20 protein-coding genes and 1 tRNA gene are annotated in these 25,582 nt (G+C 71.9%); 12 read left to right on the top strand and 9 right to left on the bottom strand.

The window, feature by feature from the left end; translation table 11 throughout:
* Nucleotide 1: 1 nt before the first annotated feature.
* The 4 genes from ACZ42A_RS11490 to ACZ42A_RS11475 form a co-directional block, all read right to left on the bottom strand.
* Nucleotides 2-349, bottom strand: coding sequence for a CBS domain-containing protein (locus tag ACZ42A_RS11490; protein ID WP_468526960.1), 348 nt, complete (start codon nucleotides 347-349; stop codon nucleotides 2-4).
* A 44-nt stretch (nucleotides 350-393) separates the two neighbouring features.
* Entirely contained in the window at nucleotides 394-1,902 is a 1,509-nt protein-coding gene (locus ACZ42A_RS11485; RefSeq protein ID WP_468526959.1) for a DEAD/DEAH box helicase, read from the bottom strand.
* Between the two features lie 244 nt (nucleotides 1,903-2,146).
* On the bottom strand, nucleotides 2,147-2,350 hold the full coding sequence (locus ACZ42A_RS11480; RefSeq protein WP_189725621.1) for a cold-shock protein: 204 nt from the start codon (nucleotides 2,348-2,350) through the stop codon (nucleotides 2,147-2,149).
* A gap of 1,069 nt (nucleotides 2,351-3,419) precedes the next feature.
* Nucleotides 3,420-4,451 carry a helix-turn-helix domain-containing protein gene (locus tag ACZ42A_RS11475; protein WP_468526958.1) on the bottom strand — a complete coding sequence of 344 codons (1,032 nt, stop codon included), beginning with the start codon at nucleotides 4,449-4,451 and terminating at the stop codon, nucleotides 3,420-3,422.
* Between the two features lie 89 nt (nucleotides 4,452-4,540).
* On the opposite strand from ACZ42A_RS11475, the gene ACZ42A_RS11470 reads away from it, so the two are divergent.
* The 3 genes from ACZ42A_RS11470 to ACZ42A_RS11460 all read left to right on the top strand — a co-directional run bounded on the left by ACZ42A_RS11470 (nucleotide 4,541) and on the right by ACZ42A_RS11460 (nucleotide 9,191).
* Nucleotides 4,541-6,316, top strand: coding sequence for an ABC transporter ATP-binding protein (locus tag ACZ42A_RS11470; protein ID WP_468526957.1), 1,776 nt, complete (start codon nucleotides 4,541-4,543; stop codon nucleotides 6,314-6,316).
* Complete coding sequence (locus tag ACZ42A_RS11465; RefSeq protein WP_468526956.1) at nucleotides 6,313-8,028, top strand: ABC transporter ATP-binding protein; 1,716 nt, start codon at nucleotides 6,313-6,315, stop codon at nucleotides 8,026-8,028. The genes ACZ42A_RS11470 and ACZ42A_RS11465 overlap by 4 nt, the downstream gene beginning before the upstream one ends.
* A gap of 359 nt (nucleotides 8,029-8,387) precedes the next feature.
* On the top strand, nucleotides 8,388-9,191 hold the full coding sequence (locus ACZ42A_RS11460; RefSeq protein ID WP_468526955.1) for an MBL fold metallo-hydrolase: 804 nt from the start codon (nucleotides 8,388-8,390) through the stop codon (nucleotides 9,189-9,191).
* Nucleotides 9,192-9,320: 129 nt separating this feature from the next.
* Here the strand turns inward: ACZ42A_RS11460 and ACZ42A_RS11455 are convergent.
* Both ACZ42A_RS11455 and ACZ42A_RS11450 read right to left on the bottom strand, forming a co-directional pair.
* Nucleotides 9,321-9,393: transfer RNA gene (locus tag ACZ42A_RS11455), tRNA-Arg, on the bottom strand.
* Nucleotides 9,394-9,700: 307 nt separating this feature from the next.
* A complete protein-coding gene (locus ACZ42A_RS11450) occupies nucleotides 9,701-11,035 on the bottom strand; it encodes a M6 family metalloprotease domain-containing protein (RefSeq protein WP_468526954.1) in 1,335 nt (444 codons plus the stop codon).
* Nucleotides 11,036-11,288: 253 nt separating this feature from the next.
* Between ACZ42A_RS11450 and ACZ42A_RS11445 the strand changes: the two genes are divergently transcribed.
* Nucleotides 11,289-11,933: a TetR/AcrR family transcriptional regulator gene (locus tag ACZ42A_RS11445; protein WP_468526953.1), complete on the top strand. Its 645-nt coding sequence runs from the start codon at nucleotides 11,289-11,291 to the stop codon at nucleotides 11,931-11,933.
* Nucleotides 11,934-12,160: 227 nt separating this feature from the next.
* The gene (locus tag ACZ42A_RS11440) at nucleotides 12,161-13,708 is read left to right on the top strand and encodes an MFS transporter (RefSeq protein WP_468526952.1); all 1,548 of its coding nucleotides are present in this window, start codon (nucleotides 12,161-12,163) and stop codon (nucleotides 13,706-13,708) included.
* Between the two features lie 30 nt (nucleotides 13,709-13,738).
* Here the strand turns inward: ACZ42A_RS11440 and ACZ42A_RS11435 are convergent, their stop codons facing one another.
* Nucleotides 13,739-14,251 (bottom strand): MarR family winged helix-turn-helix transcriptional regulator, encoded by a 513-nt coding sequence (locus tag ACZ42A_RS11435; protein WP_468526951.1) that lies wholly within the window; start codon nucleotides 14,249-14,251, stop codon nucleotides 13,739-13,741.
* A 115-nt stretch (nucleotides 14,252-14,366) separates the two neighbouring features.
* Between ACZ42A_RS11435 and ACZ42A_RS11430 the strand changes: the two genes are divergently transcribed.
* The 3 genes from ACZ42A_RS11430 (at nucleotide 14,367) to ACZ42A_RS11420 (ending at nucleotide 17,779) form a co-directional block, all read left to right on the top strand.
* Nucleotides 14,367-15,158, top strand: coding sequence for a dioxygenase family protein (locus tag ACZ42A_RS11430; protein WP_468526950.1), 792 nt, complete (start codon nucleotides 14,367-14,369; stop codon nucleotides 15,156-15,158).
* Between the two features lie 366 nt (nucleotides 15,159-15,524).
* On the top strand, nucleotides 15,525-16,523 hold the full coding sequence (locus tag ACZ42A_RS11425) for a sigma-70 family RNA polymerase sigma factor (RefSeq protein ID WP_468526949.1): 999 nt from the start codon (nucleotides 15,525-15,527) through the stop codon (nucleotides 16,521-16,523).
* 563 nt (nucleotides 16,524-17,086) lie between these two features.
* The gene (locus ACZ42A_RS11420) at nucleotides 17,087-17,779 is read left to right on the top strand and encodes a TetR/AcrR family transcriptional regulator (RefSeq protein ID WP_468526948.1); all 693 of its coding nucleotides are present in this window, start codon (nucleotides 17,087-17,089) and stop codon (nucleotides 17,777-17,779) included.
* Between the two features lie 24 nt (nucleotides 17,780-17,803).
* On the opposite strand, the gene ACZ42A_RS11415 is transcribed toward ACZ42A_RS11420, so the two are convergent.
* Complete coding sequence (locus ACZ42A_RS11415) at nucleotides 17,804-18,769, bottom strand: helix-turn-helix transcriptional regulator (RefSeq protein ID WP_468526947.1); 966 nt, start codon at nucleotides 18,767-18,769, stop codon at nucleotides 17,804-17,806.
* Nucleotides 18,770-18,831: 62 nt separating this feature from the next.
* Here ACZ42A_RS11415 and ACZ42A_RS11410 point away from each other — a divergent pair, with 62 nt between their 5' ends.
* From ACZ42A_RS11410 to ACZ42A_RS11395, 4 genes are all read left to right on the top strand, one after another.
* A complete protein-coding gene (locus ACZ42A_RS11410; RefSeq protein ID WP_468526946.1) occupies nucleotides 18,832-20,373 on the top strand; it encodes an MFS transporter in 1,542 nt (513 codons plus the stop codon).
* Between the two features lie 122 nt (nucleotides 20,374-20,495).
* The gene (locus ACZ42A_RS11405) at nucleotides 20,496-21,257 is read left to right on the top strand and encodes a DeoR/GlpR family DNA-binding transcription regulator (protein WP_468526945.1); all 762 of its coding nucleotides are present in this window, start codon (nucleotides 20,496-20,498) and stop codon (nucleotides 21,255-21,257) included.
* Nucleotides 21,254-22,201: a 1-phosphofructokinase gene (pfkB, locus tag ACZ42A_RS11400; RefSeq protein ID WP_468526944.1), complete on the top strand. Its 948-nt coding sequence runs from the start codon at nucleotides 21,254-21,256 to the stop codon at nucleotides 22,199-22,201. The genes ACZ42A_RS11405 and pfkB overlap by 4 nt, the downstream gene beginning before the upstream one ends.
* A 367-nt stretch (nucleotides 22,202-22,568) precedes the next feature.
* Nucleotides 22,569-24,638, top strand: coding sequence for a PTS fructose transporter subunit IIABC (locus ACZ42A_RS11395; protein WP_468526943.1), 2,070 nt, complete (start codon nucleotides 22,569-22,571; stop codon nucleotides 24,636-24,638).
* Nucleotides 24,639-24,713: 75 nt separating this feature from the next.
* Here ACZ42A_RS11395 and ACZ42A_RS11390 read toward each other — a convergent pair whose 3' ends face one another.
* The gene (locus tag ACZ42A_RS11390) at nucleotides 24,714-25,460 is read right to left on the bottom strand and encodes a DUF6227 family protein (protein ID WP_468526942.1); all 747 of its coding nucleotides are present in this window, start codon (nucleotides 25,458-25,460) and stop codon (nucleotides 24,714-24,716) included.
* Nucleotides 25,461-25,582 lie beyond the last annotated feature (122 nt).

Raw genomic sequence — 25,582 nt, 5'->3', positions numbered from 1 at the left:
ATCAGCGGGCGAGGGTGAGGACGCCCGGGGTCCGGCCATGCTCCCCGACGCCGTCGGGCCGAGCGCCGGGCGCGGTGACCGGTCCGTCGAGGATGTCCCGTAGACGGATCCGGTCCGTGTAGCCGGGGCTGCCGCGGAGAACGGCGAGCCGGGCCAGGGTGATCAGGCCCGTGCTCTGGTCGTCCCCGTCGCACAGGACGAGGTGATCGACACGGGCACCGGCCATGAGGGACAGCGCCACCTCGACCGTCATGTCGTCACAGACCCGAGGTCCGGCGGTGTCCGTGTCGTCGACCACGGCCGTGGGGGAGCGATGCGCTACCTGGTGCTGCGGCTGAGCCGTCGTCATAGGTGCCTCCTACCGGAAGGGACGGGCTGGTGATCACGGCGGCTCTAGGCGGCCGAGCCGAAGCTGGTCCGCCGCTGTGTCCTGCGGCGCGCCGCTTCACCGACGGGCCGGCCCTGTCCGGCCTGGCCCCGGCGACCCCGACGGCCCCGGGACGAGGAAGACGCGCCGCGGGGACGTTCCACCTCCGGCGCGGTGATGACGACCGGGACACCGGAAGGAGTCTGGGCACCGGTGATGCGGCTCAGCTCCGCCTCGCCCGACCGCACCTGGGCGATCCGGGGGGTGATGCCCGCCGAAGCCATCAGCCGGCTCATGCCGCGACGCTGGTCAGGGGTCACCAGGGTGACGACGCTGCCGGACTCGCCGGCGCGGGCCGTACGACCGCCGCGGTGCAGGTAGTCCTTGTGGTCACTGGGCGGATCCACATTGACGACCAGGTCGAGGTTGTCGACGTGGATCCCGCGCGCCGCGACGTTGGTCGCCACCAGAACCGTCACATGCCCGCTCTTGAACTGGGCCAGGGTCCGCGTGCGCTGCGGCTGGGACTTGCCACCGTGCAGGGCCGCGGCGCGGACACCGCTGCTCAGCAGGTGCTTGGTCAGCCGGTCCACGGCGTGCTTGGTGTCCAGGAACATGATCACTCGACCGTCTCGCGCCGCGATCTCGGTGGTCGTCCGATGCTTGTCCGCCTCGTGCACGTGGAGTACGTGGTGCTCCATCGTGGTGACCGCGCCGGCGGAGGGATCGACCGAGTGGACGACGGGGTCGTGCAGGTAGGTGCGCACCAGCCGGTCGACGTTGCGGTCCAGGGTGGCCGAGAACAGCATCCGCTGCCCGTCGGGGGCCACCTGGTCGAGCAGGGCGGTCACCTGCGGCATGAAGCCCATGTCGGCCATCTGGTCGGCCTCGTCGAGGACCGTGATGTCGACGGCGTCCAGCCGGCAGTCGCCCCGGTCGATGAGGTCCTTGAGCCGCCCGGGCGTCGCGACGACCACCTCGGCTCCGGCGCGCAGCGCACCGGCCTGCCTGCCGATGGACATCCCGCCGACGACGGTGGCCAGCCGCAGGCTCACGGAGCGGGCGTACGGCGTGAGCGCGTCGGTGACCTGCTGGGCGAGCTCGCGGGTGGGGACGAGAACGAGGGCGAGCGGCTGCCGCGGCTCGGCACGCCGCCCCGCTGTACGGGCCAGCAGGGCGAGCCCGAAGGCGAGGGTCTTGCCCGAGCCGGTCCGGCCACGGCCGAGTACGTCACGACCGGCCAGGGAGTTCGGCAGCGTTGCCCCCTGGATCGGGAACGGTACGGTCACGCCTTCCCTGCCGAGCGTCGCCAGCAGCGACGCAGGCATGGCGAGATCGGCGAACGACTCTACGGCCGGCAGCGCGGGCGTGATCGTCTTCGGCGGCGCGAACTCGCCCTGTACGGCCGGTCCGGCCGGTCGATTTCCATAGCTCTTGGAACGGCGCGGACCACCGGAGCGGTTGGCGCCCGAGCGGTTGCCGCCGGAGCCCCCTCCGAAGCGATCATATGTACGGGATGTGCGGGCACGCTTCATGCGGAACCTTCCTTGATGGCACGTAGCAAGGAATTCCCGCAGCAGATGAGCGGCGCTGAGAATTTCGAGACGAGCCAAAGTCGATGTGGGGCGAGTCGGACCGACGGGGGATGTGTCACCGGCCGGTGATATAGGCCCGGTGATGCACCGGAGCCTTCCCGTCGCGCGCCCTGAAAAGCAGCGAGCTGGGGCCCGCACCCCAGAGGTGCGGGCCCCAGCTGCGAAGTATGCGTCAGCGCCGGTGTCAGGCGGGGACGATGTTCTCGGCCGTCGGGCCCTTCTGGCCCTGCGCGATGTCGAACGACACCTTCTGGCCTTCCTGCAGCTCGCGGAAGCCCTGGGTGGCGATGTTCGAGTAGTGGGCGAAGACGTCGGCGCCGCCGCCGTCCTGCTCGATGAAGCCGAAGCCCTTTTCCGCGTTGAACCACTTCACGGTGCCGGTAGCCATGTCATTTCTCCTTCGGAGGCGGTGTCAGGAATTCGCCCTGTGCGAATTCCGTGTCGCCGTGATGATTACCCCGTCGGAAATGAACCTTCTGGCAACCACACCTGCAACTGAGATCGACAGTAGCACGGTGCGATCGGCCCTGCACGGTCGATAATTCCGGGCCGCCCGCCAGTCGGGGAATACTGGCCGTGCCCGGATCCTATTTCTCATGTCACGGACACAGATATTGCTCTCCGCGGGCGCCGCGTTTCCTGCCGCGCACTTCCCTCACAGCCCTACGACCTCCACCGACGGCAGATGCGCCGCTGCCCCCACCGCCAGCGGACGGCACAGCGCCGAACGCGCCGAACCTCCACTACCGCGATGAAGGTCACATCCCCCGCGCAGACCGCGACGGCCGGTGGCCGGCAGGTTCGGGAGATCAACTCCCCGTCCACTCACACAAACGGCCCCGGACGAGGAGTCCGAGGCCGAAGCGCGTTGTGCCCCCGGCAGGATTCGAACCTGCGACACCCGCTTTGGGAGTGGGACGCAATTCATGATGAAAGGTGTGGGGTCATGCCGGGTGGTGCTGTCCTTGCAGGTCAGCACCGACCGGTGTGATCGCCGGTCCTGCTTCTGGTGGCTCGTGCTCCACCGTCCGCTCACGCATCGCTCACGCGTGGAAGAAGAGCGCGCGCGCTGTTTCCACGTAGGGGCGGTGTCTCACCTTGTGTGATTGAGGGACGGGAAAGAGCGCGGGCAAGGTCCGGATCCGGTACGACGAGGATGCGGTCCATTTCCACCAGGAGGGTGGAGGGGTCTCTTCTGGGCAATGGAGCCCGTCATCAAGATCTTGCGGCCGTCGGTTCCCGTGACTCGAGTGCTCGCCTGCAAGGGGGTCTCGGTCTCCAGGGGCGCAGGCCCGCGGTAGCGCATCCGGAGTGAGATGGTCATGCCTGGGTTGCCGACCGCGGTGCTTGCCTACCCCATCAGTTCGTCGAGGAGCATGGCGCTGACGCCGCCGTGGCCGTGGCCGGGTGGTCGTTCGTGCGCGATGCCCAGATCGCACCGTCCCACGAAGCCGCCGTCAGCCGGAGTCGCCCGCATCGGCGGCGCGAGCGGGCTGCCGGCGCCGGTGACGGGACCGTACATCCGTACCCCGCCCGGGAACTCGTTCGCCTCGGGTAGCTCCGCCGGTTGGCGGCGGTGGCCGGTGCGGCCCGTCGAAACGGGGGGCTGGGGCATTGCCCCATCGTGCCGAGAGGCGCGGCACGTGGTCCACCCACGCCATGTCGGCCGTCGTGATGAGCGACTGGCCGGCCACGGTTGCGGGGGTCACGCCGGTGAACGCCACGACGTCCCGGTGCAGATGCGACTGGTCGGCGTAGCCGCAGTCGGCCGCGACCCTGGCCGCCTCCTGGCCCCCGGCCAGGCGGGTGGCGGCCCAGTCGAAGCGGACGAGCTTCACGGCGCGCTTGGGCGGCAGGCCGAGCTGGGCGTGGAAGCGGGACCACAGACGCTTGCGGCTCCAGCCCAGTTCGTCGGCCAGCCCCTCGACCCGCACCTGGCCGTGCCCGGCGACGATACGGTCCCAGGCCCAGGCCAGCTCCGGCTCGATGGCGGGCCCCGCGGCGGCCAGCCGGGCGAGGAACGCTTCGACGAGCGCGAAGCGTTCCTCCCACGAGGCGGCCTGGGCCAGCTGCTCGCGCAGCCGGGCTGCCCGCCGCTCTCCCCACAGGTCGTCCAGGGCCACCACGGAGCTCTCCAGCTCAGCAGGGCCCACGCCCAGCACGGCGCGCGCGATGGCGGGGGACAGGCGCACCTGCATCCACTCGACGTTCGCGGCCCGCACCCGCGCAGTACCGCCGACGCCGAACCCGAGCCCGGTGACAAGGCTGCCGCGGTGCTGCCGCCCCGTCGACTCGTCGATGCCGAGCGCCGCCTCGCCGCAGGCCAGCGCCAGCGTCAGCACGGGGTGCGGGTCGAGCCGGTGGTCGACCGGAGCCGGGCCGCGGTCGCGCAGCCCCGCCAGGACGACGCCGGGTACGCGGCCGCGCCGGGCCGGGCGCGTGACCTGCCACACGGGGGCAACGACGCGCTGGCGCACGGCAGTCGACATGTGTCCATGCTACGGGCCCGCCCGGACGGAACATCCGGACGGAACATTTCTTCAATCCAGCGGGCCGCAGCCGCGGCGAAGGTGAGCGCATGACTTCCACCGGAACCACCGCGCCGCCACCACCGGGCGTGGCCCGTCTGTTGCGCCCGTACGCGGGCGGCTTCGCCGCCGTCGTCGTCCTGCAGGTCATCGGCGCTGTCGCCGGCCTGGCGCCGCTCCTCGCGGTCGTCGAGCTCGGCCGTACGCTGCTGGCGCCGGGGCCGGCCGACGACGGGCACGTGCGCGACGTCGTGATCGCGGGTGCGGCAGGGCTGCTCGTACGGCTGTTGTTCACGGCCGCATCGTCCGGCGTCGGACACCTCCTCGACACCCGGGTGCAGCTGTCGCTGCGCCGGCAACTCGCCGCGCGGCTCGGGCGGGTGCCGATCGGCCGGCTGGCGCGGCGGCGCACCGGGGAGCTGGCGAAGCTGGTAGGTGAGGACGTCAGCGCCGTGCACCCGCTCATCGCGCACACGCCGGGCGAGCTGGTCTCCGCCTTCGTGGTGCCGCTGGTCTCACTCGGCTACCTCCTCACCGTGGACTGGCGGCTGACGCTGATCACGCTGATCCCCGTGCTGCTGGCGGTCGCGCTGGTGCCGCTGATGATGACCCCCACGCGGCTGGGCGAGCAGAAGGAGTTCGACGCCGCAATGGGGCGGATCTCGGCGTCGGTGGTCGAGTTCGTGCAGGGCATCGCGGTGGTGAAGGCGTTCGGCGGGTCGGAGCGGGCGCACAGCAAGTTCCGTACCGCGGTGGGCGACTTCACCCGGAGCTTCTACCGGATGGTGCGCGGTCTTTCCGGGGTCGCCGCCGGGATGCAGGTGGCGCTGTCGCCGCCGTTCGTGCTGCTGGCGGTGCTGGTCGGCGGCGCGTACCGGATCACCGGGGGCGGGCTCGCCCCGGCGGACCTGCTGCCTTTCCTGCTTCTCGGCCTCGGACTGACCGCGCCCGTGGCCGCGCTCGGGCACGGCTTCGACGACCTGCAGGCCGCGCGGCGCGCCGTCGGCCGCATCCGGGACGTACTCGCCGAGCCGTCGCTGCCCGAGCCCGTACGGCCGGTGGCGCCCGAGGGACACCGGGTGGAGCTGCGGGACGTCCGCTTCGGGTACGAGGGTGCCGAGGCCGGGCGCGAGGTGCTGCGCGGGATCGACCTGGTGCTGGAGCCGGGGACGATCACCGCCGTGGTCGGGCCGTCCGGCAGCGGCAAGTCCACGCTGGTGCAGCTGCTGCCGCGGTTCTACGACCCGACGCACGGGTCTGTGCTCCTCGGCGGCGTCGACCTGCGCGAGGTGGGCAGCCAGGAGCTGTACCGGCGGGTGTCCTTCGTCTTCCAGGACGTCCGGCTGCTGCGCGCCTCGGTCGCGGACAACATCGCCCTCGCCGTACCGCACGCCGACCGCGACGCCGTTGTCCGCGCCGCCCGCCGGGCGAGCATCCACGACCGCATTCTCGAACTGCCCCGCGGCTACGACTCGGTGATCGGCGAGGACGCCCGCCTCTCCGGCGGCGAGGCGCAGCGCGTCTCGATCGCCCGCGCCCTGCTCGCAGACGCCCCTGTCCTGGTCCTCGATGAGGCCACCGCCTTCGCCGACCCGCAGACCGAGCAGGCGGTGCGCGAGGCGCTGGCGCAGACCCGGGAAAAGCGGACGACGCTGGTCATCGCCCACCGCCTGGAGACGATCGCCGACGCCGACACCGTCGTGATGCTGCGCGACGGCGAGATCGTGGAACGAGGCACGACTGCGGAACTCCTCGCGCGGAACGGCGCATTCGCCGAATTCTGGAAGATCCACGCCGGTGCCATGGAAGGGGAAGAGGCCCGATGATCAGCACACTGCTGCGTGTGCTCGGCCACGAGTACGCCGGGCCGGTGCGCCGCACCGTTGCCCTGATGACGGCGACCGCCCTCGCCGAGGGACTGTCGTACGCCCTGCTGGTGCCCGTGCTGCGCGCGCTCTTCGGCAGCACACCCGAGGACGCCCGGCCCTGGCTGGCCGCCTTCGGCGCGGCGGTCGCGGTCTATGCGGTGTTGCGGTACGTCAGCGACCGCTCGGGTTTCCGCGTGGGCACGACGATGCTGCACGGCATGTACGAGCGCCTCGGCGAACACCTCGCCCGGCTGCCCATCGGCTGGTATCAACCCGGCCGCACCGGCGAGGTGTCCGTCCTCGCCAGCCAGGGCGTGTTGCAGGCGATGAGCGTGATCGCGCACCTGCTGGCGCCGTTCATCTCCGCCTGTGTGACGCCGCTGACGATCCTCGCCGTGATGCTCGCCTTCAACTGGCAGCTGGGGCTTGCCGGCCTGGCCGCTGTGCCATTGGTAGCCGCGGTCCAGCTGCGCACGGCCCGCGCGACGACGGTTACCGACACGGAGCGCGTGGAACGCGAGCGCGAGGCCACCGGCCGCGTCATCGAGTACCTCCAGGCCCAGCCGGTGCTGCGCGCCGGCGGCCGCACCGGCGAGCGATTCGGTCTGCTGGACGACTCCCTGAAGGAACTGCGCCGCGCCTCGCGTCGCTCCACCCTTTCGGCGCTGCCAGGTGTGCTGGGTCTCGCGGTCACCGTGCAGGCGGTGTTCACCGCGCTGCTCGCACTCGGTGCGTACCTCGCCCTCGGCGGGGACATCGGCGCGGCCGAGGTGCTCGCAGTCCTGGTGCTCGCCGCCCGCTGCGCCGACCCGCTGCTGTCCCTCGCCGAGATGAGTGGTGGCATTCGCGCCGCCCGCGCCGAACTCACCCGCCTCGACGACGTCCTCAACACCAAGCCGCTGCCGGAGCCTCGCGTGCCGCGCGAACCGTCCTGCCACGAGGTCGAGTTCGACGCGGTCACCTTCCGGCACGGGGACCGGACGGTCGCCGACGGGGTGACGCTGTCCGTACCCGAGGGCCGGCGGCTCGCCGTCGTCGGGCCGTCGGGCGCGGGTAAGACGACGCTGCTGCAGCTGCTCGCCCGCTTCTACGACGTCGACGCGGGCGCGGTGCGGATCGGCGGCGTGGACGTCCGGGAGATGGACACCGCGGCGCTGATGGCTCGGATCGCCATCGTCTTCCAGGACGTCTACCTCTTCGACGGCACGATCGAGGAGAACGTGCGCCTCGGCCGCCCGGACGCCACCGACGCCGAGGTACGGGCCGCGGCCGCCGCGGCCCGTCTCGACGAGGTGATCGAGCGGCTGCCCGACGGCTGGTCGACGGGCGTGGGCGAGGGCGGGACGCTGCTGTCGGGCGGCGAGCGGCAGCGCGTCTCCATCGCCCGCGCGCTGCTGAAGGACGCGCCGATCGTGCTGCTCGACGAGGTCACTTCGGCCCTGGACCCGGTGAACGAGGCGGCCGTGCACGCCGGCATCGAGGAGCTGATGGCGGGCCGGACCGTGGTGATGGTGGCGCACCGCATGGGGACCGTGCGCCGGGCCGACCGCGTCGCCTTCCTGGACGCCGGGCGGGTGGTCGAACAGGGCAGCCACGAGGAGTTGCTGCGGCGCGCCGGCCGGTACGCCGCGTACTGGGACCTGTCCCGGGCCGGGGCGGCACAGGACTGAGACGGCCGTGCAGGCTGTCGCCCCGGCCGCGCGGGGCCTCGGCGGAGAAGACGACGGAACGGCCGACGAGGAACAGCTGGCTTTGTGCATCTCTTGGAACATATGTGGATGGGCGTTGGGAGGCGGTTGGTGGTTGCGCGTCGCCTGAACGTCGATGAGGAATGACGGCACTGTCTGCGGGAGACGCAGGCTTGTGGTCCTGAAAGAAGTACGCGCCGGTCAATGAGACGGAAGCGGCCGACGCCCGAGCCATGCACGAGGTCGAGGTCTGCCAGTTCTGCGAGGCGCACACGACCTGGAGCGAACTCCGGAGCTACCCGCCTGCTCATGGGTCGCCCACCGGTGGCACTATCTGTGGGATGCCCCCTTCCATCCAGGTCGGCCCGTACACCGTCATCGCGCTCGCCGACGGCGCGGGCCCCTTCTTCTCCCCCAGGTCGGAGGCGTTCCCCGGCGCCACCACCGAGCAGTGGGCGGCGGCCGACCAGCTCGATCCCGGCGCGCTCGACGCCGACGGGCGCTGGCGGCTCCAGTTCCGCGCGTTCGCGATCCGCAGCGACCAGGGTGTGACGCTGGTCGATGCGGGGATCGGCCCGGCCGACAGCCCGGCGGCCTCGTGGGCGCCCGTGCCCGGCGTGCTCCCGGCTTCGCTGGTCGCCGCGGGTATCGAACCATCCGACGTAGACACCGTGGTGCTCACGCACCTCCACACCGACCACGTGGGCTGGGCCGTCGTCGGCGGCGAGCAGACGCGGCCGTTCTTCCCGAACGCCGAATACCTGTTGCAGCAGGCCGAACTCGACGCGATCGAGGAGGTCAACCCGCAGCTGCGGTCCACTGTGGTCGACCCGCTCCGGAAGACCGATCAGCTACGGCTGCTCGACGGCGACACCCCGCTGCGCAGCGGCGAGCGCGTGATCGCCACGCCGGGTCACACGCCCGGGCACCAGAGCGTGCTCGTCGCGTCCGGGCGCGAACTGGTTGCCGTCACCGGTGATCTGCTCGTGCACGCGATCCAGCTGCTCCACCCCGAACTCGCCTACGCCCACGAGATGGACCCTGGGCAGGCAAGGGCCTCAAGGGAACAGGTGCTCCACAGCCGGGCCGCCAGCACCCTCTACCTCGCGACCCCTCACCTGACCGAGCCGTTCATCGCCCGCTGACCTCGCCGATGCTCCGAAGGTGTACGGCTGGTGCGCACCGCTCACGCAAACGGCCTCGGACGAGGAGTCCGAGGCCGACCAAAACCCCTCCCTGGGGAAGAAAGCCCAGGTCAGAGCGGTAATACGCTGTGCCCCCGGCAGGATTCGAACCTGCGACACCCGCTTTAGGAGAGCGGTGCTCTATCCCCTGAGCTACGAAGGCAGTGGGCGATAGCAGGCGGTGGTGCCTGCGTCACCGCGGCCAGTGTAGCGGGTGGCGGATCACGGGCGGGGTGAACTGGTGGTCCGCCCGGGCAGCAGGCGGTGGTAGCGGCCCGGGCAGGTTTCCGTGAGCCAGGCGTTGATGCTGTTCAGGCCGCGTTCGTTGAGCTGGGCGTCGTGGATGCCGTAGGCGCAGGGTGCCGCCGCCGGGGTGCTCCAGCCGGACGCAGGAGTGGGTGTGCTTGGTCAGCCGTAATGACCGCATTGGGATGTGTGCGGGGCCGTTGGCGTCCCGCCAAGAGGGCGATTCACTTCCTCGTCACCCTGATCACGTGCCGTCCCTCCAGGTCCGCCGAGGCGATGGCGATGACGATGCCGTGCTTCGGGTCCTTGAAGGTCTCGCCGGCCGAGAAGGTCGCGTCGGAGAGTTCCGCGTGGACGTTGGGGCTGTGGGTGCAGCCGCCGCTGTCGCGGTGGGAGTCGTAGACGTTCACCGGGCCCTGGCCGGTGTCCACGGTCGCGTCGACCTTGTAGATCAGGACGCCGGCGTGGCACACCGCCTCGTCGTTGCCCTCGCGGGTGCGCAGTTCGACGGCGTAGCCGGTGCGCCGGTCGAGCGGGACGAAGAGCAGCTTCGGGCCGCCGGCGCGGGCCAGCGGGGTGAGGAGGTGCTCGCTGGTGCCGCGGCCGGACGCGCAGGAGACCTGGGTGGCGTCCAGCCAGCCCAGCTTCCATTTGTGCCAGCCGAGCAGGTCGTTGTTGGCGCCCCAGTCCTCGCTCATGATGTCCCAGTGGCCGACGGCGCCGCCGCCTTCCTGGGTGTAGAGGTCGGGCAGGCCGAAGACGTGCCCGTTCTCGTGGGGCAGGACGCGGTAGCCGGTGCGCCCGTAGGAGCCGGAGCCGTCGTCCTGCCGGGAGTAGACGAAGGACGCGTTCGCCACCGGCACCCCGTCCGCGACCGGCGCCTCGGCGTTGCCGGCGAAGGTCACCGACAGGACGGTGTCGAGGGCGGAGGGGCCCGCGTTCGGCGTGACCAGGACGTTCAGGAGGTCGTACGAGCGGAAGTCCACCTTGGGATCGGCCGCGGCCACGATGTCCTGGACCAGCGTCCGGTAGCCGGGGTCGAAGGGCGCGCCGCGCTCTATGCCGTACGCCTCGAAGGTGCGCGGCATCCGCAGCCAGCCGCGGATGGGGGTCTCCGGGCGGTAGTCCAGACGGCCGTAGGAGCTGGTGCGGAACCACTCCCGGGTCTGCGGGAAGAACTCGCGGTAGCGGTCGAGCGCCTCGCCGGAGCCCGGCGCGTCGGAGAAGTCGATCATCAGGGTGAGCGCGCGGACCGTGCCGGTGGAGCGGGAGTAGCCGCCGGGGGTGGGGATGCCCTCCGACATCTGGACCTCCCGGTCGCTGCTGATCATGCAGGGGGCGAGGGCGGAGGAGTGGGCCGAGCTGATCGGGCGGGCCCCGGCCGTGGCCGGGCCGTCGGCGAGCCGGCCGCCGCCCGCCGAGGTGCAGACCGCCGCCGTCAGCGCGGCCACCGCCGTGAGAGCGGTTCCGCGCCGTACACCTCGTGACGGCCGTACACGACGTGACAGCAGTACACGTCGTGACGGGCGTATCCGACGGCTGGACGGCTGCGGCTGCATGCATGGACCTTTCGCTCCAGGCAGCCGCCGGTCTCCGGCTGCACCCTTGCGATCACCCTGTGACGCGAGGGGCGCGGACGCGCGTTGGAGGAGACCGATCGTGGGTTACTCGCGGGGAGGGAAGTGATTCAGGTCACAGGAGATGGGGGCTCTGGCGGGAAATAACCGGGGATCCAATCCCCGTTTAACCATGCGTCCGAGCGAAACGGGGACTCGGTCCCCGGATCCCCACACCGTCTCCGAGGAGTACGCCGTGCAGACCGCCACCCCCGTGCGCCGCAAGGCGACCCGGCCGCGCGCCGACGCCCTGCGCAACCGGGAGCGGATCGTCACCGCCGCCCGGGAGATGTTCGTCGAGTTCGGCCCCGATGTGCCGTTCGACGAGATCGCCCGCCGCGCCGGCGTCGGCAACGCCACGGTGTACCGCAACTTCCCGGACCGCGACGCGCTGGTCCGCGAGGTCGTCTGCGCGGTCATCGACCGCACGGTGCAGGCGGCCGAGCGGGCCCTCGCGGAGACCGGCGACGCCTTCACGGCCCTGGAGCGCATCGCGCATGCCGCCGCCGACGAGCGGATCAGCGCGCTGTGCCCCATGGTCACCAGCACCTTCGACCAGAACCACCCGGACCTGGAGGCCGCGCGCCTGCGTTTCGAGAAGCTGGTCGGCGAGGTCATGGACCGCGCCAAGGCCGAGGGGCAGCTCCGGCCCGACGTCGGGGTCGGCGACCTGATGCTCGGCGTCGCCCAGCTCAGCCGGCCCCCGGCCGGCACCGCCTGCCCGAGCGCCGACCGCTTCGTCCACCGCCATCTCCAGCTGTACCTGGACGGGCTGCGGGCCCCGGCCCACTCCGCGCTCCCGGGTACGGCCGTGACCCTGGAGGACCTCCGCCGGTCCTGACCGCGACCAGCCGCTCCGGGCTGCCTGAATCCGTCCGGCCGTCGATGGCGACGCGCCGTCCCGCACCGATCCCCTTTTTCGCTTCTTAGTTCGCTTCATCCCGTCCTGGTTCGCTTCATCCCGTCTTAGTTCGATTCGTCTCCTCTTAGTTCGCTTTAGTTCGCTTCATCTCGCTCCAGCTCGCTTTTTCCGTCACGAAGTCTCGAAGTCCCGAAGTGGGTACACCCATGTCTCAGACCGCCGCCAAGGCCTCCACCACACCCGGCCCCGTGCCGGACCCCGGGCGCTGGAAAGCGCTCGTCTTCATCGCCCTCGCCCAGCTGATGGTCGTGCTGGACGCGACCATCGTGAACATCGCTCTGCCCTCCGCCCAGCAGGACCTGGGCATCTCGGACGGCAACCGCCAGTGGGTGGTCACGGCGTACGCCCTCGCCTTCGGCGGTCTGCTGCTGTTCGGCGGCCGGATCGCCGACCTGTGGGGCCGCAAGCGCGCCTTCGTCGTCGGCCTGGCCGGCTTCGCCGCGGCCTCCGCGCTGGGCGGCGCCGCCACCAACGAGGCGATGATGTTCGGCGCCCGCGCCCTCCAGGGTGTCTTCGGCGCCCTGCTCGCGCCCGCCGCGCTCTCGCTGCTCGCGGTGATGTTCACCGACGCCAAGGAGCGCGCCAAGGCGTTCGGCATCTACGGCGCGATCGCCGGTGGCGGCGGTGCCGTCGGCCTGATCCTCGGCGGGTTCCTCACCGAGTACCTGGACTGGCGCTGGACGTTCTTCGTCAACATCCCGTTCGCCGTGGTCGCCGCGGCCGGTGCCTGGCTCGTCATCCGTGAGCCGGAGGGCGGCCGCAACCGCTCCCCGCTCGACATCCCCGGCGTGATCCTGTCCACCCTCGGCCTGGTCGCGCTGGTCTACGGCTTCACCCGCGCCGAGTCCGACGGCTGGAGCGACGCCGTCACCATCGGCATGTTCGTCGGCTCGGCCGTGCTGCTGCTCGCGTTCGTGCTGGTCGAGGCGAAGGTGAAGGCCCCGCTGCTGCCGCTGCGCGTGGTCACCGAGCGCAACCGCGGCGGTGTCTACCTCTCGCTCGGCCTCGCGATCATCGCGATGTTCGGCCTGTTCCTCTTCCTGACCTACTACCTGCAGATCGTGAGGGGCTACTCGCCGGTCAAGACCGGCTTCGCCTTCCTGCCGATGATCACGGGCATGATCGTGGGCTCCACCCAGATCGGCACCCGCCTGATGACCCGGGTCGCGCCGCGCCTGCTGATGGGTCCCGGCTTCCTGGTCGCCGCCGTCGGCATGCTGCTGCTGACCCAGATGGAGGTCGACTCCTCGTACACCGCCCTGCTGATGCCGGCGATGCTGCTGCTCGGCCTGGGCATGGGCACGGCGTTCATGCCGGCGATGTCCCTGTCCACGCAGGGTGTGGAGGCGCGGGACGCCGGTGTCGCCTCCGCGATGGTCAACACCTCGCAGCAGGTGGGCGGCGCCATCGGTACGGCTCTGCTGAACACCATCGCGGCCTCGGCCACCACGTCGTACATCGCCGACCACATCGGCTCGGCCACCTCCCGCTCCCAGCAGCAGCTGGTCCAGCTGGAGGGCATGGTGGAGGGCTACACCAGCGCCATCTGGTTCGCCGTCGGCATCCTGGTCGTCTCCGCGCTGATCGCCCTGACCTTCGTCAACGCCGGCCGTCCGAGCACGACGACGGTCACCGGGTCTGGCTCCGGCGCCGCGGCCGAGGACGAGGTGCCGGTGCCGGTGGTCGCGCACTGACCGGTCCGGTCCGCCCCGGCTCCCGGTGACTCACCGGAGCCAGGGCAGGTCCGCTCCCGCTTCGCTGGGCTGAAGTCCCTCGGCGACGATCCGCATGATCTCGCCGAGGGACTTCTGCTGTTCGGGGGTGAGCCGGTCGAAGACCGCCTGGCGTACGGCGGCCACGTGGCCCGGCGCGGACCGCCGCAGCACTTCCATGCCCTCCTCGGTGAGGACGGCGAACTGGCCCCGCTTGTCGGAGGGGCAGTCCTCGCGGCGCACCCAGCCGTTCTTCTCCAGCCGGGCCACGGCGTGCGAGAGGCGGGAGCGGGTGATCTTGGCGTACTTGGCGAGTTCGGTCATCCGCAGCCGGCGGCGCGGCGACTCGGCGAGCTTGACCAGGAGGCCGTAGTACACATGCGGCATTCCCGCGTCACGCTGGAGCTGACGGTCGAGATGGTCCTCCAGCAGGGTGGCGGCCTCGATGTACGAGCGCCAGACGAGCTGTTCCTCGGCGGTGAGCCAGCGGGGCTCCGCGGGGTCGGGTGCGGGTGCCGTGTTCATGGGTTCCACTGTACGAGGCCTCTCCTTGAATGTTGAACAAACGGGGCGTACGGTGGAGAGGTAAATCTTGAATGTTCAAGCATTCTCCAAAATCCTCCGGAGGGAGTCGCCGGACATGTCCGCAACCACCCAGGAGCGCATGCCCGCGCTCTACCTCAGCCACGGGGCCCCGCCGCTCGCCGACGACCCGGTCTGGCCCGGCGAACTGGCCGCCTGGTCGGCCGCGCTGCCGCGCCCCAAGGCGATCCTCACGGTCTCCGCCCACTGGGAGGAGGCCCCGCTCGCCCTCGCCGCCACGCGGACCGTGCCTCTGGTCTACGACTTCTGGGGCTTCCCCGAGCACTACTACCGGGTCCGCTACGCCGCCCCGGGCGCCCCCGCCCTGGCCGAGTCCGTACGGAAACTGCTGCGCGCCCCCGGCATGCCCGTGCAGGACATCCCGGACCGGGGTCTCGACCACGGTGCCTACGTCCCCCTCGTCGAGATGTACCCGGACGCCGACATCCCGGTCCTCCAGATCTCCCTGCCGACCCTCGACCCCGTACGGCTGATGGAGATCGGCCGCAAGCTGGCGCCGTTGCGCGACGAGGGCGTGCTGATCGTCGGCTCCGGCTTCTTCACCCACAACCTCGCCGCCCTGCGCCACACCGGCGGGGGAGTGCCCGGCTGGTCGGCCGAGTTCGACGACTGGGGGCGGCGGGCCCTGGAGGCGCGGGACGTCGACGCCCTCGCGGACTTCCTGAACAAGGCGCCGGCCGGCCGGTACGCCCATCCCCGCACCGAGCACTTCGCGCCCCTGTTCGTGGCCCTGGGCGCCGCGGACGCGGCCGGTGAGCTGGGGGAACAGAAGTCGGTGATCGACGGGTTCTGGATGGGACTGGCCAAGCGGTCCGTGCAGTTCGGCTGAGTCTGGCAACCATCGCGCGGCACCGCCCGTCTTCCCGGGTGAAGATCCCGGTGCCGGGCTCGGTGTCGATGTGATGGCCGTCTCATGTACGGAGTGGCGGGAGAGGCCGGCGGGAGCGGCGGGGTGGCTCCCGCACCGCGGCCTGACCTGCGCACCCGTACCCTCCGACGGCATCGCGCTACCCACTGTGGCGGCACAGGGTACTGCATGATCAGAAAAATTGAGGGGCGGCTTGGGAATTCTGTCCGGATTCCAGTCGTTGTTTCCATCGGATGCAGGGCACCCGGACGAGGATCGAAGGGTCCGTCACCGGTGCTGAGCGTCCGTAGGACCACCCGCTGACCTCACCATCGCAAGGGAGCACGCATGGCAACCCGTGCCGTCGCCCGTCGTACGTCCGCCGCCGGCGAGACCGTCGACGCGGCAAGCAGTGTTCGCGCCCATGGCGGCGAGATCGCGGACCGCGATCTGGTCGGCATGTACCTGGACGAGATCGCGCGGACGCCGCTGCTCGACGCCGCAAAGGAGGTCGAGCTGTCCCAGATCATCGAGGCGGGTGTGTTCGCACAGCAGGTCCTCGACGGGTACGAGGAGTCGAAGACGAAGGCCACCCGTGAGGAGCTGGAGGCCCTGGTCGCCGAGGGGGAGCGGGCCAAGGACGTCTTCATCCGCTCCAACCTGCGCCTGGTCGTCGCCGTCGCCCGCCGGTATCCGCGCAGCGGCCTGCCGCTGCTCGACCTGATCCAGGAGGGCAATGCCGGCCTGGTCCGCGCGGTCGAGAAGTTCGACTACCGCAAGGGCTTCAAGTTCTCTACCTACGCCACCTGGTGGATCCGCCAGGCGATCACCCGGTCCATAGCCGACCAGTCGCGCACCATCCGCCTGCCCGTCCACCTGGTGGAGGAGCTGGGCCGGATCCGCCGCGTGCAGCGCGAGTTCAACCGGGAGCACGGCCGGGAGCCCGAGCCCGCCGAGATCGCCGCCGAGCTCGGCTCGACGCCGGAGCGCGTCATCGACGTGCTCGACTGGGCCCGTGACCCGGTCTCGCTGAACATGTCGGTGGACGACGAGGGCGAGACCCAGTTCGGCGACCTGCTCGAGGACACCTCCGCGGTCTCCCCGGAGCAGTCGGTGCTGACCCTGCTGCGCAGCGAGGAGCTGGACGACCTGATCGGCCGCCTCGACCAGCGCACGGCCTCCATCATCAAGATGCGGTACGGCATCGAGGACGGCCGGGAACGCACCCTGACCGAGGTCGGCAAGGAGCACGGACTGACGCGCGAGCGCATCCGGCAGATCGAGAAGCACGCGCTGCTGGAGCTGAAGAAGCTCGCGCGGGACACCGGCTTCGACGCCGCGGCGTGAGCCGCGCCGGGGCCTCCCGGCGCCGGGTGGGGCGGACTGTTCCGGCGCCGGGCGGACGGCTTGCCGCCGGGCGGGGGACGGCCGGGGGTCTTGGGCGGAGGACGGCCGAGGGCCGCGGGCGGGAGACGACTGGGAAGCCGGTACGCAGTGGCGGTCGGTCCGCCGGACGGCGTACGACCGGGGGGCACCGCGTACGCCGGGTGGCGAAAGGCCGCGCAAATGTGGCGATGTAACGCCGCTTCAACCCGTCAGAGCCCGGGAACAAGACTTCCGGGTACAGGAGTTCGGTGAGTATCCGGACCCGCTCCCGGACCCGCCCCACCAGAGCCACGTCCCGACGCACTCCCCCCGGCGCCGGGACTTTCCCAGCCGGGCTTCGGCGCCTTCCCCCGGGCGTCGGAGCCCGGCTCTTTGCGTCCGGCCCGGCTCTCTGCGCCGTAGCCCGGCTCTTTTCGTCCTTAACTCCGGCCGCGGGCATGACTGGGCGGCGGGGCACCCCGTACCTGAACCCCGGGGTGGCCCGCCGGATGGCAGATTGTGCCACATGGGCATAGCCTGCCGGAGTGAGCAGCACCACCCCCGCACAGCCCCCGACCACCCCGGCGCCCGCCCTCTCGCTGACGGAACGGCGCAAGGCGGCCACCCGGATGGAGATCGCCCGGGCGGCGGCCGGCCTCTTCGCCACGCACGGGCTGCGGGCCACCCGCGCCGAGGACATCGCCCAGGCCGCCGGGATCGCCCCGCGCACCTTCTACCGCTACTTCGCCAGCAAGGAAGAGGCCGTCGCCCCCCTCTACGCCGCCGGCGCCCAGCGCTGGGCCCAGGCGGTGCGCGAGGCCCCGGCCGGACTGCCCGTCCCGGAGGCACTCGAACACGCCGCCCGGCACACCCTGTCGCCCGGTGTCGGGGTCTCGGCCGCGTCCTGGGAGTGGGTACGCACCCTGATCCGCCTGGCCACCACCAACCCGGCGCTGCGGAAGGTGTGGGCGGAGGTGTGCCACGAGGCGGAAGGGACGCTGGCGGAGGTGCTGAGGGAGCGGGGCGGCCAGGGCGGACGCGGTGGCGACAACGTTGCCGAGGGCCCGGGCATCTCGCCGGAGCTGCGCTTCGGCGCCGCCGTCGCCGGTGCGGCCGTACGCGTCGCGGTGGAGAGCTGGGCGACAGGCAGCGCTCCGGCGACCGGGCCGGAGGGACCGGCCGCGCTGGCGCTGCGGAACCTGGCGGCGTTGCGGGACTTCCCGTGGGAGAGGTCTTAGGGAGGGGCGTTTCGCGCGGGAGGGTCACCCCTGCGCCGCGCGGACCAGCCGTTCCCCCAACTCCCGTACACACGCGACGAGTTCCGCGGGTTCCCGCACCGTGAACTCATGGCCCAGCATGGCCAGCCGCAGAGCCAGCCACTCCACCGGATCCCCGGTGGTGCCGCGCAGCCGGCAGCTCGCCTCGTCGAGCGGCTCCGGCGTGCCCATCCAGGCCGGAACGCGGCCGGCGACGGTGTGCGCCGGGGCGGCGAAGGTCACGGTGAAGTCGTACGTCTCGCTCCGCCGGGCGATCGACTGCCGCAGATACTCCGCCGCGCTCCCCGTCGGCAGCTCGCGCGGCGCGAAGCGGGCACCGGTGGCGAAGGGGTCGCTGATCCGGTCGACGCGGAAGGTGCGCCAGTCGGCGCGGTCCAGGTCGTAGGCGACGAGGTACCAGCGGCGGCCCGTCGACACCAGGCGGTACGGCTCGGTCAGGCGCCGGGACTCGGTGCCGTCCTTGTCGCGGTAGGCGAACCGCAGCCGCTCGTGGCCGGCCACCGTCGAGGCCATCACGGTCAGCGTCTCGGGGGCGATGCTGGGGCCGTCGCCGCTGGTCAGCGGGGTCGTCGCGGCCTGGAGGGTGGCGACGCGACGGCGCAGGCGGGACGGCAGCACCTGTTCCAGTTTGGCCAGCGCCCGCACCGACGCCTCGTCCACGCCCTCGACCGCGTGCCCGGCGCCGGCCCGCAGCCCGACCGCGATCGCCACCGCCTCCTCGTCGTCGAGGACGAGCGGCGGCATCGCCTTGCCCGCGACCAGCCGGTAGCCGCCGTCGGCGCCCTTGGTCGCCTGCACGGGATAGCCGAGTTCGCGCAGCCGGTCGATGTCCCGCCGGACGGTGCGCCGGGAGACGCCGAGCCGGTCGGCCAGCTCGCCGCCGGGCCATTCGCGCGGGGTCTGGAGGAGGGAGAGGAGCTGGAGCAGCCGGGCCGGGGTGTCCGTCGTCATACGTCCGAGGATGCCGGAGAATTAGGTCGCTATCTGACCTAGTCCCCACCTAGCTTCGGGACATGACCTCCACCGAGACCCCTCCGATCGGTCCGAACGGCTCGAACGGTTCGAGCACCATGCCCGACCGGCGTCGCTGGTTCGCGCTCGCCATCGTGATGACGGCGGCCTTCATGGACCTCGTCGACGTCACGATCGTCAACATCGCCATACCGTCCATCCAGCGGGAGGCGGGCGCCACCCTCGCCCAGATCCAGTGGATCACCGCCGGTTACGCCCTCGCCTTCGCCGCCGGTCTGATCACCGGCGGACGCCTCGGCGACATCCACGGCCGCAAGCGGGTGTTCCTCATCGGCATCGGCGGCTTCACCGTCGCCTCCGCCCTGTGCGGGCTCGCCGCGAACCCGGAGATGCTGGTCGCCTCGCGTGTACTCCAGGGCGCCATGGCCGCGTTGATGGTGCCTCAGGTGCTGTCGATCGTGCACGCCACCTTCCCGGCGCACGAACGGGGCAAGGTCTTCGGGCTGTTCGGCGCGGTCGTCGGGCTCGGCGCGGTGTCCGGGCCGCTGCTCGGCGCGCTGCTGACGGAGTGGAACCTGTTCGGCCTCGAATGGCGCCCGATCTTCCTCATCAACCTCCCGGTCGGCCTCGCCGGCCTGATCCTGGGCAGCCGCTTCATCACCGAGTCCAAGGCCCCGCGCGCCCTCAAGCTGGACCTGGTCGGCGTCGCGCTGGTGACGCTGGGTCTGCTGATGCTGCTCTACCCGCTGACCCGCGGCCGTGAGCTGGGCTGGCCGCTGTGGGGGTACCTGTCCATGGCCGGCGCGTTCGTCGTCTTCGCGGCGCTGGTGGCGTACGAGCGGCGCAAGACCGCCCGCGACGGCTCCCCGCTGGTCGAACTGTCCCTGTTCAAGGTGAAGAGCTTCGCCGCCGGCATCGCCGTGCAGACGGTGTTCGGTGTCGCGCTCGGCATCTTCTTCCTGGTGTGGACGCTGTATCTGCAGATCGGGCTGGGCTGGGGCGAGTTGAAGGCGGGTCTGACCGGCGTCCCGTTCTCCATCGCCGTCTCCCTGGCGGCCGGACTGTCCGTGCAGAAGCTGGTGCCGCGCTTCGGCCGCAAGGTCCTCCAGGCGGGTGCGCTGATCATGGCGGCGGGCGTCCTGCTCTACCTCTGGGAGGCCGACCGCTACGGCCTCGTCATCGCCCCCTGGCAGATGGCCCTGCCGCTGGTCGTGATGGGCGTCGGCATGGGCCTGATCGTCGCCCCGCTGACGGACGCGGTGCTGTCGGGGGTGCCGCGCGAACACTCCGGTTCGGCGTCCGGGCTGATCAACACCGTGCAGCAGATGGGCAACGCGCTGGGGCTCGGGCTGGTGTCCGTCGTCTTCTTCGGCGTGATCGACGAGCCCCTGACCAGGGCGGAAACGGGCCCGGCCTTCGTGAACGCCTTCCAGCACGCCCTCGGGTGGGTGGCCGCCGTGATGGCCGTGATCTTCCTGCTGATGTCGGCGCTGCCGAAGCGTCCGGCGCAGCACATGGAGGGGGCGGCGGCCGAGCCGGAGGCCGCGGCGGGGAAGGCCGCCGAGCCCGAGCTGGTCCCCTGAGCCGAGCGGGCTGCGCCTGCCCGATCATGCCCGACTGTGCCCGAACCTGTTTACATTCCGGAAAACGCGTCGTAGCCTCCGATTGAAACCACACGTTCGGGCACAGTCGGAGGCGAACGGACATGTACGCACCGGAGCGGCAGCAGGAGATCCTCCGGCTCGCCCGTGACGGCGGCCGGGTGGACGTCGTGTCGCTGGCCGAGGAGTTCCAGGTGACGGCGGAGACCATCCGCCGCGACCTGAAGGCCCTCGACCGCGCCGGCCTGGTGCGCCGCGTACACGGTGGTGCGATCCCCGTCGGACGCCTCGACTTCGAGCCGGACCTCGCCGAGCGCGAGTCCACCGCCGCCGACGAGAAGGACCGGGTCGCCAAGGCCGCCCTCGCGGAACTGCCCGCCGAGGGCACGATGATCCTCGACGCCGGTACGACGGTGGCCCGCCTGGCCGCCGCCATCCCGCTGGAGACCTCCCTCACCGTCGTCACGCACAGCCTGCCCATCGCGGCTCGCCTCGCCGACCACCCCGGCATCCAACTGCACCTCGTCGGGGGGCGCGTACGGCACCGCACGCGCGCCGCCGTCGACGCCTGGGCGCTGCGGGCGTACGGCGAGATCCGCGCCGACGTCCTCTTCGTGGCGGCCAACGGCTTCTCCGCCGAGCACGGCCTCACCACCCCCGACCTCGCCGAGGCCGCGGTGAAGCGCGCGGCGATGGCCGCGGCCCGCCGGGTCGTGCTGCTCGCCGACTCCTCCAAGCACGGCCAGGAGCACTTCGCCCGCTTCGGGGACCTGAGCGATGTGGACCTGCTGATCACCGACAGCGGGCTGAGCCCCGAAGACGCCGCCGCCATCGAGCGCGGCGGCACGGAAGTAGTGCGCGCATGATCCTCACCGTCACCCCCAACCCGTCCCTCGACCGCTCCTACGAGGTCCAGGCCCTGAAGCGCGGTGAGGTCATCCGCGCCGAGACCGAGCGCGTGGACCCCGGCGGCAAGGGCGTGAACGTCTCGCGCGCCGTCGCGGCCGCCGGGCGGCGCACGGTGGCGGTTCTGCCGCTCGGTGGTGCGCCGGGGGCGCTCGTCGCGGATCTGCTCGACGCGCAGGGCATCGAGGTCGCGCCGGTGCCGATCGCGGGCGCCACCCGCTCCAACATCGCGCTCGCCGAGTCGGACGGGACGCTCACGAAGATCAACGCGCCGGGTCCCAAGCTGTCGGAGGCCGAGCAGGAGCTGCTGCTGGACACCGTGCGCGAGCAGTCGCGCGACGCGGACTGGATCGCCTGCTGCGGGAGCCTGCCCCGGGGACTCGAGCCGTCGTGGTACGCCGATGTGGTCGCGCGGGCGCACGCCGAAGGCGCGCGCATCGCGCTGGACACCTCCGGGCGCGCGCTGCTGGAGGCGCTGCGGGCCCGGCCCGACGTGGTGAAGCCGAACGCCGAGGAGCTGGCGGAAGCCGTCGGGCGGCCCCTGGCCACGGTGGGCGACGCGCTGAAGGCGGCCGAGGAGTTGCGTGAACGGGGCGCACGCGCCGTGCTCGCAAGCCTGGGCGCCGACGGCCAGCTGCTCGTGGACGACGCGGGCACCTGGTTCGGCAGCGCCCGCGTGGACGCCGTACGCAGCAACGTCGGCGCCGGCGACTCCTCCCTCGCGGGCTTCCTCATCGCCGGCGGCAGCGGCCCCGACGCCCTCGCCTCCGCGATCGCCCACGGCGCCGCCGCCGTCCAGCTCCCCGGCAGCGTCATGCCGACCCCGGCCGACCTGAACCCGGCGGCTGTGTCGGTCACGGCGGACGTACCGGTGGACCGGGTGCTGAGGGAGGCGGTGTCATGAGGTGGTCCGCGACCGTGGGGCGGCCTGTGCCCAAGGGGCCAGCGGTCATTTGTGGCCCGGCGCCCATGAGGACTCCGGCACCCACGAGCCGGCCCGCGCCCACGAGCCGACCCGCCCCCACCGCCCTCCACCCCGGACCGGCCACCCAGCGGCGAGGCTCCCCGTTACTCGCCGCGGTCCCCGGGCGGCCCGCCCACCCCGGCGGGTCGGCCCCCGCCCGGAGGCGGGGTTTCCCCGGCCCCGCCTCCGCCGACCGACGGGCCCTCGAAGCCCGTACGGCCCTCACCCCCGCGACCCCCCACCGCACCCCCGTCCCCACTCCCGCCCACCCCACTCCCCGGGCGATACGCGAGCGAAGGAGCCCGCGATGAGCGACATGATCACCGCGGACCTGGTCGATCTCGACCTGTCCGCCGACACCAAGGAAGCGGCGGCGCGCGCCCTCGCCCAGCGCATGGTCGCCCAGGGCCGGGTGACCGACCTGGAGGGCTTCCTCGCCGATGTGGCCGCGCGTGAGGCGCAGATGCCGACCGGGCTCGACGGCGGCATCGGCATCCCGCACTGCCGCAGCGCCCACGTCACCGAGCCGACGCTCGCCTTCGGACGCAGCGCCGCCGGCATCGACTTCGGCGCCGCGGACGGCCCCGCCGACCTGATCTTCCTGATCGCCGCTCCCGCCGGCGCCGACGACGCCCACCTGACGATCCTGTCGTCGCTCGCCCGGCAGCTGATGAACACCGAGTTCACCGACGCCCTGCGCGCGGCCGGCGACCCGGTGGCCGCGGCGGCGCTCATCCGCGGGGAAGAGCCCCCGGCTGCGGCCGAGAGCGGCTCCGCGGCCGCCGAGGACGCCTCCGCCGCGGCCGAGGGCGGCTCCGAAGACTCCGTGGCGGCGTCGGTGGCGGCCTCCGCCGACGCCGCCGCGGACACCACTGACGCGAGCGGGGAGGAGGAGCGGCCCTTCCGTATCGTGGCCATCACCTCCTGCCCCACCGGCATCGCCCACACCTACATGGCCGCCGAGTCCCTGGAGAACGCGGGCCGTGAGGCGGGCATCGAGGTCGCCGTGGAGACGCAGGGCTCGGCCGGCTTCACCCGGCTCGACCCGGCCGTCATCGCCGCCGCGGACGGCGTGATCTTCGCCCATGACGTCCCCGTCCGCGACAAGGACCGCTTCGCGGGCAAGCCCACCGTCGACGTCGGGGTGAAGGCGGGCATCAACCGCCCCGCCCAGCTCATCGCCGAGGTGCGCGAGAAGGCGGCGCGCGGCGAGGTGACGGCCGCCGCCAGGCCCGGCGGCACGCCGGTGGAGCGCGCCGGTGAGCCCGGCGAGGGCTACGGCACCAAGCTGCGCAAGTGGCTGATGTCCGGCGTCAGTTACATGGTCCCGTTCGTCGCGGCCGGCGGTCTGCTCATCGCCCTCGGCTTCGCGATCGGCGGCTACCAGATCAACGAGGCCAAGTCGGTCATCGACCACTTCGACTGGGGCCAGGTCGACAGCTGGGGCGCGCTCTTCTTCCAGATCGGCGCGGCGGCCTTCGGCTTCCTCGTCCCGGTCCTCGCGGGTTACATCGCCTACGGCATGGCCGACCGGCCAGGCCTGGTGCCCGGCTTCGTCGGCGGCGCGATCTCGCTGACGATCGGCGCGGGCTTCCTCGGCGGTCTCGTCGCCGGTCTGATCGCCGGTGGCGTGGTCCTCGCGATCCAGCGCATCAACATCCCGGCCGTGCTGCGCGGCATCATGCCGGTGGTGGTGATCCCGCTGGTCTCGTCGGCGGTCGTCGGCTTCCTGATGTTCGTGGTGATCGGCAAGCCGATCTCCGAGGCACAGCAGGGCCTGACCAACTGGCTGAACGGCCTCTCCGGCGCCAACGCCATCCTCCTCGGCGTCCTGCTCGGCCTGATGATGTGCTTCGACCTCGGCGGCCCGGTCAACAAGGTCGCGTACACCTTCGCCACGGCCGGTATCTCCGTCGCGGCGCCCAGCGACTCGGCGATGAAGATCATGGCCGCGGTGATGGCCGCCGGCATGGTCCCGCCGCTGGGCATGGCGCTGGCCACCACCCTCCGCAAGAAGCTGTTCACCCCCGCCGAGCGCGAGAACGGCAAGGCGGCCTGGGTCCTCGGCGCCTCCTTCATCTCCGAGGGCGCGATCCCGTTCGCGGCCGCCGACCCGCTCCGGGTCATCCCCGCCTCCATGGCGGGCGGCGCGGTCACCGGCGCGCTGGCCATGGCGTTCGGCTCGACCCTGCGCGCCCCGCACGGCGGCATCTGGGTCACCTTCCTGATCGGCAAGCCGTTCCTGTACCTGCTGGCCATCGCGGCCGGTACGGCGGTCACGGCCGGCCTGGTGATCCTCCTGAAGGGCCTGCGCAAGCCGGCCCCGGGCACCGAGCCCGCCCCGGCGGCGGAGACCAAGCATCTGATCGCCGCGTAAGAAACGCTCCTTGGGGAGACAGACCACGGTCCGGGACGGAAGTCCCGGACCGTGGTCTGTGGTGCTTGTGGGCCGCTACGACATCTGCGCCGCCCGCCGCTCCATCGCCTCCCGCGCCGCCTCCTCGGAGGTGTACACCTCGCACATGTGCCGCCCGTCGGGCGTGGCCGTGTGCTCGACCTCCCACAGGGAGATCTCCGCGCCGTCGCGCAGCAGGAACGCGTGCTCGTAGAGCGAGAAGCCCAGCCCGGCGCGCCCGGCCCGGCAGGGGCGCCCGAAGGCCTGCGTGATCTGGTGCGCGCACGCCGTGGCCAGCAGCGCGGCCGTCTCCGCGTCCGGCCGGTCCGGGTTCTCCGCCCGGCGCAGGAGCCGACGCGCGTGGTCCGCCGAGTCGTCCGGCACATACGCGTGCCGCGGCCCCGGCACCGGCGACGGCTGCACCAGCACCGGCAGCTCGAACTCCGGCGCGTCCGGCGGCAGCGGCAGCCGCATGGTCGCGGCCCGCAGCTCCTCCTCGTCGACGTACACCTCGTGCTGCGCCGCACGACCCCGCGCGGTGTTGTGCACAAGCTCCCACAACGTGAGCGCCGAGCCGTCGGCGAGCAGCCAGGTGTGCCGGTACGTCTCGCGGTGCAGGCCCGCGCTGTGGTGTGCGGAGTGCAGCGAACTGTCGTGCGCCAGCGCGCCGTCGAGGCGCCTTATCGTCTCGTCGGGCAGTTCGAACGAGTTCAGGGCGCGGCCGAGCAGTCGCGCGAGATGCTCCTCCGGAGACTCGGGCGACTCGTGTGGTTCGTACGCTGCGGTCTCGTACGGAACGCTCAAGGTTTCTCCCGGCGTTGCTGCATGTCACCTTGTGGGTGCATACCGTAGCCCCTCGGCCAGACATCATGTCTCGGAACCGAGAAAACGTATGCGGGGAAAACGGCCGGGCCGCGCGCGAAGTT

This window comes from Streptomyces sp. NPDC030838, assembly GCF_055572035.1.
This window is presented reverse-complemented; position numbering and strand designations above follow the sequence as displayed.